This is a genomic window from Mangrovibrevibacter kandeliae, from assembly GCF_024519155.1.
Classification (GTDB): domain Bacteria; phylum Pseudomonadota; class Alphaproteobacteria; order Rhizobiales; family Rhizobiaceae; genus Mangrovibrevibacter; species Mangrovibrevibacter kandeliae.
This window is the reverse complement of record NZ_JANIFJ010000001.1, coordinates 1,056,167-1,067,820: the sequence shown is the minus strand read 5'-3', so window position 1 is coordinate 1,067,820 and position 11,654 is coordinate 1,056,167. Positions and strand designations below refer to the sequence as shown.

The 11,654-nt window shown below is 61.9% G+C and carries 7 protein-coding genes and 1 pseudogene; 5 read left to right on the top strand and 3 right to left on the bottom strand.

Features of this window, described 5'->3' with window-relative positions; all coding sequences use genetic code 11:
* Nucleotides 1-24 precede the first annotated feature (24 nt).
* Nucleotides 25-978 (bottom strand): ABC transporter substrate-binding protein, encoded by a 954-nt coding sequence (locus NPA30_RS05105; RefSeq protein WP_256801280.1) that lies wholly within the window; start codon nt 976-978, stop codon nt 25-27.
* Nucleotides 979-998: 20 nt separating this feature from the next.
* Nucleotides 999-2,051, bottom strand: a complete 1,053-nt coding sequence (locus NPA30_RS05100) for an ABC transporter substrate-binding protein (protein ID WP_256801279.1) — start codon at nt 2,049-2,051, stop codon at nt 999-1,001.
* A gap of 151 nt (nt 2,052-2,202) precedes the next feature.
* Here NPA30_RS05100 and NPA30_RS05095 point away from each other — a divergent pair, with 151 nt between their 5' ends.
* The gene (locus tag NPA30_RS05095) at nt 2,203-3,429 is read left to right on the top strand and encodes a LysR family transcriptional regulator (protein ID WP_256801278.1); all 1,227 of its coding nucleotides are present in this window, start codon (nt 2,203-2,205) and stop codon (nt 3,427-3,429) included.
* A gap of 516 nt (nt 3,430-3,945) precedes the next feature.
* Here the strand turns inward: NPA30_RS05095 and NPA30_RS05090 are convergent.
* On the bottom strand, nt 3,946-6,153 hold the full coding sequence (locus NPA30_RS05090) for a sensor domain-containing phosphodiesterase (protein ID WP_256801277.1): 2,208 nt from the start codon (nt 6,151-6,153) through the stop codon (nt 3,946-3,948).
* A 255-nt stretch (nt 6,154-6,408) separates the two neighbouring features.
* On the opposite strand from NPA30_RS05090, the pseudogene NPA30_RS05085 reads away from it, so the two are divergent.
* The 4 genes and pseudogenes from NPA30_RS05085 to NPA30_RS05070 all read left to right on the top strand — a co-directional run bounded on the left by NPA30_RS05085 (nt 6,409) and on the right by NPA30_RS05070 (nt 11,243).
* A pseudogene (locus tag NPA30_RS05085) lies at nt 6,409-7,372 on the top strand (IS630 family transposase).
* Between the two features lie 189 nt (nt 7,373-7,561).
* Complete coding sequence (locus NPA30_RS05080; protein ID WP_256801276.1) at nt 7,562-9,985, top strand: bifunctional diguanylate cyclase/phosphodiesterase; 2,424 nt, start codon at nt 7,562-7,564, stop codon at nt 9,983-9,985.
* A gap of 318 nt (nt 9,986-10,303) precedes the next feature.
* A complete protein-coding gene (locus NPA30_RS05075) occupies nt 10,304-10,594 on the top strand; it encodes an ArsR/SmtB family transcription factor (RefSeq protein ID WP_306228705.1) in 291 nt (96 codons plus the stop codon).
* A gap of 355 nt (nt 10,595-10,949) precedes the next feature.
* Nucleotides 10,950-11,243 (top strand): hypothetical protein, encoded by a 294-nt coding sequence (locus tag NPA30_RS05070; RefSeq protein WP_256801275.1) that lies wholly within the window; start codon nt 10,950-10,952, stop codon nt 11,241-11,243.
* The last annotated feature ends 411 nt before the right edge of the window (nt 11,244-11,654 follow it).

The window sequence follows — 11,654 nt, the reverse complement described above, 5'->3', positions numbered from 1 at the left end:
TCTTGTGCGGATGACTTGTGCGGGTCAGCGGGGATCGAGGAACAGCGCCTCGATCGGAGGGCGTTCCGGGATCAGACCCTGCTGCCACGCGTAGGTAACGAGCGCTTCGAGCGTCGCACGATTGGCGTCCAGCCCGTTCGGCAGCGGGTCGTCGACGACGAGGGGAAGAATATCGGCATACTTGCCGTGATCCGGCGCGGCCGGACCATCCGTGCGCAGCCGGTCAAGCCAAAGCGTTTTGGCCTCCTCGAAGGCCTCGAACAGCGACCGTGCTAGGAACGGATGCTCCTCCAGCAGTGCCGTTTTGACCACGATGCAGCCATGGACGGGGTAGATCCCCGTCCGCCGGTACCACTCCGCCTCGAGCCGGGGCGCGTCCTCGAACAGTTCGCGATAGGGCGGAGGCTCGCTCGCCTTGGCTTCCCAGCCGGAGGTGGGCGCCCCCTTGCGGCCGATACCCGCCCGGGCCCCGAAGCCGCCATCCAGGCGGCCCTGCGCCAGCATGTCGGCAAGCGACATACCCTCCGGAACAGGCTGGACGTTGTCAGGCAGCCGCAGCGACTGGACGTGCTCCTCGTCGTCGACGAACCAGGTGATGGCGTCGTTGTCGACGCCGTACTCGTTCATCAGGATGCCCCGGGTCCAGACGCCCGTCGTGACGGAGTAGGCGCGCACGCCGAGCCGCTTGCCTTCAAGATCCTTCGGCTCTCCGATCCCGGAATCCGGCCTCACCAGCAGGCCGGAGTGGTGGAAGCGGCGGCTGACGAAGATCGGCAGCGCGGTTATCGGTACGCCGGCGAAACGAGCGACGACATAGGTCGTCGGAGCCAGCTCGCAGATGTCGAACTCGAGGTTGCGCACCATGCGCCGGAAAGCGGCGATGATCGGCTGCACCTCAACCAGACGAAGATCGATCCCCTCGACCGGGACGCGACCGTCCTTGATGGCCTCGCTGCAGCCGTAGGAGCCGACTGCCATGCTCAGTTGCGGTCGTGGCCTCATGCCCGCCCCTCGATCAGCGCGACCGCGTCCTTGGCGAGTGACAGGTCTGCGACCTTGTCGAAGGGGAGCTTGGTCTTCTGGATGCCGAACTCCAGGTTCAGGTTCTCCATGTAGTCGATCTGCGCCGGGGTCAGCATCAGGTCGCGGGCATAAGTTTTCTTCTCGCGCGTGAAGCGGATCATCATCTCGCCCTGATCCTCTTCGCCCATTCCGATGACGCTGCGGTACGCATCCATGAAGGCCGGCTCAGCTCTCGGATCGTCCATCATGAAGCGGTACATCTTGCCGTAGGCAGCAAGCACCCGCACGAGGCCGTCGCGTTTTTCGTCGATTGCCTGCTGCCCAGCATAGGAGCCCTGATAGGGATATTCTGGGAGTTCGCTCCAGAAATCGGCGATGGCGCGTACGCCGTACTTCTCCTGCTGATCATAGACGTCGGTCATCGCCGGACCGGCATCGACGCGGCCGGCTACCACCGATTTGAAGACCGCGCCGCTCGAGCCGATGTTGACGAATTGCACTTCCGACGGATCGACCCCATGCTTGCGCAGGAGTGCCACCACCATCTGATGGAGAAGAGCTCCGATCGCGCCTGTACCGATGGTCTTGCCGCGAAGATCCTCCACCGACTTGATGTGGGGGTTCGACGTGTACAGCGCCTGCGCGATCAGGATGTTCGCGCCGGCGACGAGCTTCAGCTGGGCGCCCTTCTCGATCGCGGGAAGCACCTGCGAGAAGCCCGACAGCATGCAGATGTCATTTTCACCGCTCAGAAGGCTGCCAATCAGCTTAGAGCCGTCCTGCACGTTGATGGTCGCGGTCTCGACACCAAAGTCTCTGAAGTAGCCGAGATTTTCGACCAGCTTCTGTAAGACCAGCGTGGCGTTCGATCCGGTGTTGACGATGTTGACGGGATAAGAAAGCTTGGCAGGCGCGCCCACCGAGCCTTGCGCAAAGGCGCGCTCTGCGCCCAAAGCCATTGCAAGACTTCCGCCGGCGCCGAGCTGCAAAATGTGTCGACGCGACAGCACGAATGCTGCATCCTTCATCAGTAACCTCCCGTGTTGGCCAGCATCCTCCAGCCGGCACCGGCGGCTCTCCCAAACCGCCTGAGCGTCACGATCAAGACGTTGACGCCCTTCTACAGTCGTTCAATTCTGAATGGACACCAAATGAATTACACGCGGGCGGGTATAAGTTTTGCTTGTTGCGGCCATTAAACCCAACCGGGGGAACCTGAGCCTTCGGCAGCTTCACTACTTCGACGCCATCGCCCGACTCGGCAGCCTCAAGCGGGCAGCGGAGGAGCTGCACATCACCCAGCCCGCGCTGACCTACAGCCTCCACCGCTTGGAACAGCGGCTCGGCTGCCAGCTCTTCGACCGACAGACCGGCGGGAGCTTTCCGACGCCGGAGGGACAAATCTTTCGCCTGCGGGTCGAGCGCTCGCTGCGATTTCTGCGTTCGGCCTTCGATCCCATCCAAGCCAAGGACGCGGACGTGCATCGCGCTCCGATCCTGCGCAGCGCGACCGGACCGCAGCTGGCGGCTCTCGTCGCTATCGACGCTCAGCAGTCGTTCCGGCATGCGGCGGAGCAATTGAACATCTCGCTCTCGGCACTGAACAAGCATGCGCGCGACCTCGAACTCGTCGTCGGACAGCCCCTGTTCATGGCCATGCCGAGCGGGCGCACTACCAATCGTCGGGGAAAGCAGATGGCGGGCCGCATCCGCCTGGCGCTGCGCGAGGTCGATGCAGGGCGGGAGGAGGTCGCGAACTTCAATGCGACTGCCGCGAGTTCGATCGTCATCGGCATGCTTCCGATTTCAGCGGCACGGCTGGTTTCGCTCGCTATCGAGGGGATGGCGCAACGCTTCCCCAGCGCCTGGATCAAGGTGCTCGAAGGCCCGTTCGAAAGCCTTGAGCACTGGCTGCGATCCGGGCAGATCGACATCATCGTCACGACGCTTCGCAACGATCGCGACCTTCGCGACCTTCATCAGCACGGTCTGTTCAATGTGCCCTACAGCCTCGTCGCGCGCCGGGGACATCCCCTTGCCGGGCAGCCAGAAATTGCCGCGCTCGACATCTGCGACTACGAGTGGATCCTGCCGCGGCAAGGCACGCCGCGGCGTGCAGCGGCCGAGGAGCTGTTTGCCCGGCTCGGGTCTCGCCCGCACGTCCAGGTCGAGACGAGCTCGCTTACCTTGACGCAGCGACTGCTCGTGGCCGGAGACCGCATCACGATCTTCTCCCGAGAGCAGTCACTGCATGGGGACGAAGCCGGCGCCTTGACCACCCTGCGATACCGCGTCCCGGACAGCGACCGGATGCTCGGGACGATCACCCGGATCGACTGGCTGCCTACGGCGCCGCAGCAATATCTTCTGGAGATGCTTCGTGCTCGACGCTACGAGGATCTTTAGGCGGGCTTGCCATCTCGCCTGTGTGACTGCGCCACGCGCGCTCGTCGCGCTAATGCGAACAACAGACCTCCGTCTTCTAGTTCCCGCGTCAAGCCGATGCGCGACGATCTTCAGCACCGTGTCACCGACTACGCCGGTCGCCTACAGGAATGATCATCATTCAGCCTCAAGAGCACTTCCGCATTCTCAGCGGGCCGGCGCGTAGCGTTGAGCTGGCACACCGAGGCCCGCCGCCCATCGTAAGGCGCGGCGGACCTACACTGTCCAAACGGGAAACGTGCCAGTCAATATCTAAAGGGCGCATGCCACCGAAGACGCTTCTCTTGCTGAAGGCCGCCGGTTGGGGAGGAAAGTCACCCAAGCCAGAGTTCGCTGCCTTATCGTCTGCCTGGCTAATCCTAGGTGCTTGGCTGCATGACCATGTCTCGTTCGAAGCCGAGAGAGGCGCGGCAGCGCTTACTAAGTGGCTGCGATTCGGTCACGCAAGATACTCCTCTTTGCAAGACGTCCACCCGTTCAGCATCTCTGACCTGCTGTATGCGCGGAGCCTGAGCGTCCGGTGATGAATGCCTGCTCGAAGTTTTCTGCATTCTGAGGCTTTCCAAACAAGTAGCCCTGTCCCTCTGAGCAGTAAGCTTTCATGAGAACGGCCTGATCTTCCGTCTCGATACCCTCGGCAATGACCTCGAGCTCGAATCCCTTCGCGAGCTCCGCGATGGCGTTGACGATTGTCTGATCCCTGGCGCTTTGGTCGACCGTGCTGACGAACGAGCGGTCGATCTTGAGGCGCGTGACTGGATAATCCTTGAGCATCGTCAATGAAGCGAAGCCGGTACCATAATCATCGAAGGCGATACCGACACCCATCTCCCGGAGCTTCGCCAAATCTAGTTTGATGCCTTTGTCGCTATGGAGAATGATATTTTCGGTGATCTCCAGCTCAAGAGCTTCGCCCGGCAGACCAAAATCGCGGAGGGCCTGATCGACGACATCCGGAAGGTCCCTTGTCCGGAACTGGGCCGTGAAGAGGTTCACACCGACGCGGAAACCGGTGTGGCCCTGGGAACGCCATATGCTGGCTTGCTCACATGCCGTACGCAGGATCCATTCCGAGACCGGCACGGCCAAGAGGCTTGCCTCAAGATAAGGAAGGAAAGCCGCAGGAGCGATCAGTCCTCGATCGGGATGATTCCAGCGAATTAGGGCTTCCGCTCCGCTCACCTCTCTATCGGAGAGACGGACCTGCGGCTGGTAGTACATCTCAAGTTCCTGCCGCTCCCAAGCTTCCCGGATTCCGGAGCTGACGGACGTTCGAGTTTGCACGACGCTCCGCAGTTCCGGCGTGAAGAGACGCACATGGCTGCGGCCTGTGGATTTAGCGGCATAGAGGGCAAGATCCGCGTCCGCCAGAAGGTCATCGGCACGCCATAGAAGCGCCTCCGCTACGGCGACACCGGCGCTCGCGCCAACATAAACGCAGCGCTCATCCAGTTCGACCGGCTGCTCGATCGCTGCAATCAGCAAATCTCCGAGCGAAGTCGCTGAGATCGGATCGGCGGCTCCCTCGATGAATACGGCGAACTCGTCGCCGCCTAGGCGGGACAGCAGACCGGCGTCACCTATCCCCGCGCCAAGCCGCTGCGCGACGATCTTCAGCACCCTGTCACCCGCGGCATGCCCTAGGCTATCGTTTACATCCTTGAAGCCGTCGAGATCAATGAGCATTAGAGTAGCGGGAGTGCCGCTTTGCTCTGCGGCGCGCATGTGCTCCGTCAGTACTTTCCGATTGGCGATCTCGGTCAAGTAGTCGAAATCTGCTTCCCGTTTTAGGCGCCGTTCTGCTTCCTGCCGATCGGTGACATCACGCGCAATGGCGCCAAACCGCAATTTACCGCCTTCGGTCCAGTGGGAGAGCGAAAGCTCGATCGGAAACTCCGTGCCGTCGCGGCGCAGCGCGGGGACCGTAACAAGCTTTCCAATCAGCCTCGGTGCGTGGCCGGCGGCGAATCTAGCTATTCCGGCTTCGTGGCTCGCCCGCAATGCGAGCGGCACGATGATCGTCAAGGACTGGCCGATCGCTTCCGCGGCCGTGTAGCCAAAGATGTGCTCGGCCGCTCGGTTCCACGAGATAATGCGGTAGGATGCATCCGCGCATATTATCGCGTCCGCGGAGACCGCGGCGATTGAATCGAATTGCTTGCGGCTGTCGAGACCCCGTAGAGCGATCTTTCGAGCCTCAAGACGCTCCATGGCAAGACGGGCCAGGTCTTGAAGTGTCTGCTGTTGGTCGTCTGAGAATGCTGAACGGCTGTCAGTGTCTTTGATGCAGAAACTGCCGATGATGAAGCCATCGGGTGTCGTGAGAGGCGCGCCTGCATAGAAGCGGATATGAGGCTCGCCAGAAACGAGGGGCGAGGATGCGAAGCGCTCATCCGCTGCGGCATCAAGTACGACGAGAACGTCGTGTCTCTTGACTGCGTGAGTGCAAAAAGAGCCGTCCCGGCTTGTCTGGCACAGGTCGAGGCCGATGCGCGCCTTAAAGTACTGGTGATCTGACGCCACGAGAGAGATGAGGGCGATGGGAGCGGCGAATATCCGCCTCGCCATCGCGACCAGATCGTCGAATTCCTTTTCCGGCTCCGTACCGAGAACCGCATATTCATCAAGAGCCTGGAGCCGCTTCGCCTCATTCAGGCTTTCAGATGTATCGCGCTGTTCGGGCATTGATTTCTTTGTCCATACAGGGCTATGGGCGCCGCCGGCAACCACTGAGCACAATGCACTGCAACTCTTGCTTTTTTTCTAAGTCGGAGGTGCAACGCATAAAACTGGCATGTCGCTCTCTGCGAGAGCTGCCGCTTCTCACTGCCTGACGGCCAGTTAGCAGCCACTAGAGCACGTTTCCTGATCGATCGATTGGATGTGAAGAGACGGTTGACGCGGCGTCTGATTCAAAGTTTGGCTCGATGGAGGTGGATGATGGCCAGAGCGCTGAGCGAAGATCTGCGGTCGAGGGTTCTGAAGGCGTCGTCGGATGGCGTGTCGGCACGCTGGCTGTGGCCCGGTTCGGGCTTGGCATCTCCACGGCGATCCGGTGGATCGGGCGGGCGAAGATCGGAGAGCGGACGCCACGAGCACAGGGATGGCGGCGCGGGTCGGCTCTCGATCCACACGAGGCCTTCATCACCGGGATGATCGACGAGACAAGGATATCACGCGATGAGATGGTGAAGCGCTTGGCCGACGCGGCGGGTATTCGGATCGGCCGCAGTGCCTTGAGCGTGTGGCTCCGCCGCCGTGGCTGGACCTACAAAGAAAGTCGGCATACACACTGGAGCAGAAGCGGGCCGACCGCCTGAAGCGGCGCCAGGCTTGGTTCGACAGCCAGCCTGACCTCGATCCGGTCAAGCTCGTCTTCGTCGATGAGGCTGGCCTGTCCACAACAATGGCGCGCCTGCGGGGCCGAGCACTTCGGCGCCTGCGGGGCCGAGCACTTCGCGGTGAGCGTTGCAGGGCTGGGATCCCTCACGGTCACTGGAAGACGACGACGTTCACCGGGGCATGACGGCTGATGGGGATGACCGCGCCAATGGTGCTGGACGGGGCGATGAACGCCATCGCCTTCCGAGCCTATATCGAGCAGGTCCTCGTGCCGACGCTCGCGCCAGGCGACATCGTCGTCATGGACAATCTACCGGCGCACAAGGCCGAAGGCGTTCGCTCGGCGATCGACAGGGCCGACGCGCAGCTGCACTACCTCCCGCCCTACAGCCCTGACTTCAACCCGATCGAGATGGCCTTCGCGAAGCTCAAGTCGCTGCTGCGGGCGAGCGCCGAGGGATCGGTCGACGGCCTCTGGGAGGCCGTTGGCGCGGTCCTGCCGTTCTTCAAGCCTGAAGGGTGCGCCAACTACTTCGCCGCCGCCGGCTATGAGCCGGCTTAAGCCGGACGCGCTCTGACGCGGCAGGGTTGGCGTTTGAGCGCCTTCGTTACGTGGCAAGGAACCGACCGTTTGACTGCGCTCCAGGTAGCCGCTCAGAGGTGCGGCTGCTGAAAGGCCCAAGACAATCATATCTTTCTGGAAAACAGGCACTTAAACTTTCATGGCTACATCTCCTATGCGGAGATGATGATGATACAGCCGATAGTGACCTGCTTACAAAACCAGCATGACGCAGGCCTCTTGCTGCTGGCCGCCCTCGTGTGCACCATCGGTGTTTACGGCGCGTTGTCCGTTCAAGATCATACGAGCCGTGCCAAGGGCCAGGCGCGGATCAGGCTGATGATGACGAGCCTGGTGACAGCTGGATGCACCGCCTGGGCAACCCACATGATCGCGCTTCTCGCGTTCGATCCAGACATGCCCGCTGCTTTCGAACCCATCCAGACTGTGTTGTCGCTCATCCTTGGCATGATTGGGATCGGAGCCGGCCTGCTGGTCGCCACCGGACGCCAGCGGCGTCCTCGGCGAGCCGGCGGCGGCGTGCTTCTGGGCGCGGGAGTCGTCGTCCTCCATTATTTCGGCCAGACCGCCTACGTCGTGAGGGGCCGTGTCGAGTGGGATGCCGGCCTCGTGGCATTCTCGGTGCTGGCGTCCTTGCCACTTTTCGCCCTGTCACTTCTGCTCGCGGGCGAACGCAATCGCACCTTCCGCGTGGCGGCCGCTCCTTTGCTACTTCTGGCGATCGCCATTCTGCATATCTCGGGGATGGCCGCTCTCCGACTTACCTATGATCCTCGCATCGCCCTTCCGCATTGGTCGATCTCTCCCCAACTTCTCGCGCCCGTCGTCGCCGCCATCTGCATCGGGTTGTTCGGGGTCGCGCTCTTGAGCGTGAAGCTCACATTGGACGCGAAGGCCCGGGTGCGTGAAGATCAGCAGCGGCTTGGCGAGCTCGCAAATCTAGCGGTCGAAGGTCTGGCAGTCTGTGAGGAGGAGACCATCGTTTCCGCCAACGAAGGGCTGGCTCGTCTGGCGGGGCAGCCGCGAGATAAACTCGCAGGCCAGAACCTCTCCACACTGCTCCCGAGCACCCCTCTCGCTGACATCCCGGAAGGAGAGGAATTGGACGCGGCGCTCGTTCGGCCGGATGAACAGGTAGTCCCTGTCCGCGTCCTGCGCAGAACATTTCAGGTGGGGGCCGAAACACGCGCCGTGATCGCTTTCCGCGATCAGCGTGAGCGGCTGCGGGTCGAAGAGAAGATTCGTACCTTGGCATACACGGATAGTTTGACCGGCCTGGCGAACCGCGAATGGTTCAACACGATGCTGTCTGCCCGCGTCGCCCACTTCAAAGAGACCGGCAGGCCGTTTACGCTGCTGCTCATCGACTTGGACGGCTTCAAGTCGATCAATGACAGCTGCGGGCACGCTGGTGGCGACGAGGTCTTACGCGCCGTCGCGGAACGTCTCGTCGCAGTCGCAGGTCCCGAATACGAGACAGCGAGGCTAAGCGGGGACGAGTTCGCAGTCCTCATCACCGACAGAGCGGATCCCTTGGACGCTTCGAGCGTAGCCGAGCAGATTATTCGGAGGATCGAAGAGCCAATCCTACTGCGTGAGCAGATCGTCCACGTTTCTGCAAGCATCGGCATCCTTCCATCGGAACAGAACCATGCAACGGTGGAGCAGGTCCTGATGAACGCGGATCTGGCGCTCTACGACGCCAAGGCGAACGGACGCGGCCATGGGCGTCTCTTCCGCCAAGACCTACGACATGCGGCGCTCGCTCGCGTCGATACGGCTGTTGAGCTGCAGAGCGCATGGCAGGACGGGGATCTCGAAGTCTATTACCAGCCTCAAGTGCGTCTGGCGGACGGCGCTCTCACCGGAGCCGAGGCACTTATCCGCTGGAACTACCCCTATCGCGGCATCCTCAGCCCGGCCGCATTTCTGCCGGTGCTGGAAGCCGGGCCGCTGGCGGTTCCCGTTGGCGACTGGATTTTGAGGTCGGCCTGCCGACAGGCTGCACACTGGCGTGCCGCCGGGCTCAGGGACTTCCGCATCGGCGTCAACCTGTTCGCGGCGCAGCTGCGCTCGCCGCATTTTCCTGAACTGGTGCGGGAGGCTCTGGATCAGGCTGGACTGCCTGCCGACGGCCTCGAGCTGGAAGTGACTGAGAACATTCTCCTTCGAAATGAAGGTGACACGCTACGGCACCTGGCAAGCCTTCGTGGCTTGGGGGTGGGCATCGCCTTCGACGACTTCGGGACCGGGTACGCCTCCTTGACCATGCTGAAGGAGATTGCGATCACCCGGCTCAAGGTCGATCGGTCTTTCGTTCTGGACGTCGAAACAAGCCGAAAGGATCAAGCAATCATCGAAGCCATCGCCACGATGGCCAAGGGTTGCGATCTCGCTGTCACTGCGGAAGGCGTCGAGACCGCAGAGCAGGCGCGGTTCATGGAGGCCTATGCCATAGAAGCACAAGGCTACCTGTTCGGGCGGCCGATGACGGCTACTATGTTCGAGGAACAGTTCTGTCCCGCCACGCAAGTGGCGAGACAACTGCAACGATCCAACCGTGAGGCGATACAGGTTCGTCAGACTGCGTAGCACGTAGGCTCCATGTCGCCCGACGGCTCTGCATCGCCGCGAGGGCGACTGCGACTCGGCACCGGAGCATTCTACTCTTTATAGCGCCCCAACATGTCCCGCCGGCCCCTTTCGCTCCGCTGTCGCTCGCGGCTCTGCACGCCGTCTAGCCTCACGATGAGCAGCGTCACGGCACTTCATGTCGCTATACGATCGTCGCAAAAACTGACGTTTTCTCGTCCGTCCCCGCTTCAGCCCCGACATCACGGTTTTGAATTCGCGCCGCGCAGACCCGGCTGCAGGGTTCCATTGGATCGCAGCGGGGTCTAGTGTAGTTCCATGGAACTCGAAACTGCGGCCGGGATGCTAAACGCTCTCGGCAACCCGACGAGGTTGCGGATCTTTCATCTCCTGGCCCAAGCGGGTCCTGAGGGCATGGCGGTTGGAACGCTCGTCGAGACAATCGGCATACCGGGTTCGACGCTGTCGCATCACATAGCGAAGCTGGCGAAGACAGGCCTTGTTCGGCAGGACCGGCATGCGACGACGCTGATGTGTCATGTCGAGGAGAACGCAGTCAGCGAGCTGTCCGCTTATCTAGTTGCGAAGCGTATCGCATCACGACGTTAGCGCACACCGGACCTTCCTTCGCGGCTCGGCAAGTTTTGCAAAGGTCCCGCTCGCTTCGAGAGTTCCGTCTTGTTCGAGCTTTCGAAAAGTGCGTCTTGCCGCTTGAGTCTCACCTTTCGCGGGCGGGCAATGACCGGCGGCCGGAGAATTTCCATCGCGCCGAGGCTGCGGAAGAGGAGCAATCGGCCTCCCGCCGGTTACTCCGTGCGATGATCAAATCTTTACCATAAGACGGCATTTCTGCTGCAGCCCCTCGATCATCACAATATTTCGATTATATTCGAAATAGAAAGCGGCTCGGATCCTCGTGTCGCTCCCGAACAAGTCGGGTCGCATCGAAACCGGGACCGTAAACATGCTGGATACCGCCCCTCTTCCCCGCTGCCACGCCAGCCGACGCTATCGTCTGGAGAACGTCCTGCGTCGCGAGCGCCGCGTCAGCGAGGTGGGCATCGCCCTCATGAAGTCGGCCATGTCCGCGCCCGGCGAAAGCCTGACCCTCGACATCGTTATCCAGATTTTGGCGAACGCCTGCCCGGCCCCCTACGACGTCGTCTCGCGTGCCGTCCGCCAAGGACTGTTCGTCGTTGAGTTCGAGCCCGAGGCACTTCCCTTCCCCTTTCGTGACATCCTCGTCCGGCGCCTTTGACGCCTTGCCCTGGTGGCCAGGAGGTGTGTCCTGATCCGCACCATGATCGCTAACGATGGCGGATCCTAACGGGGGCTGACGTGACTGAAGAAACGAGAAGAGCCACCGAACTACGGCCCGGACGGAAAACTGCTGACGTTTTAACGCTCGACGGCGCGACCATCGTCGCATTTGCGATCCGCACTTCAGGTCGCCTGTCCGATGCGGAGCGTCACGCCGTAGCCGGATCGCTGTGCCGCCTCGCCTCGCCCGACGCAGCGGCCGGGCGACTCGTTGCTGCCTGGATCATGCATCGCCCCTGACGCGCCTGACGCGTCGCGTCGTGATTCGTCGACCGACGATGCTCCGCTTGCACGACCGAACGTCCGCCCGATCAGGCCGCAAGAGCAATCCGCGTTCCTCGAGAGGTCC

Bases quoted from the DNA above. Each gene is read 5' to 3' on its own strand.
- NPA30_RS05100 (WP_256801279.1), bottom strand. From the start codon at position 2,051: ATGAAGGATGCAGCATTCGTGCTGTCGCGTCGACACATTTTGCAGCTC.
- NPA30_RS05090 (WP_256801277.1), bottom strand. From the start codon at position 6,153: ATGCCCGAACAGCGCGATACATCTGAAAGCCTGAATGAGGCGAAGCGG.
- NPA30_RS05080 (WP_256801276.1), top strand. From the start codon at position 7,562: ATGATACAGCCGATAGTGACCTGCTTACAAAACCAGCATGACGCAGGC.
- NPA30_RS05075 (WP_306228705.1), top strand. From the start codon at position 10,304: ATGGAACTCGAAACTGCGGCCGGGATGCTAAACGCTCTCGGCAACCCG.
- NPA30_RS05105 (WP_256801280.1), bottom strand. From the start codon at position 978: ATGGCAGTCGGCTCCTACGGCTGCAGCGAGGCCATCAAGGACGGTCGC.
- NPA30_RS05070 (WP_256801275.1), top strand. From the start codon at position 10,950: ATGCTGGATACCGCCCCTCTTCCCCGCTGCCACGCCAGCCGACGCTAT.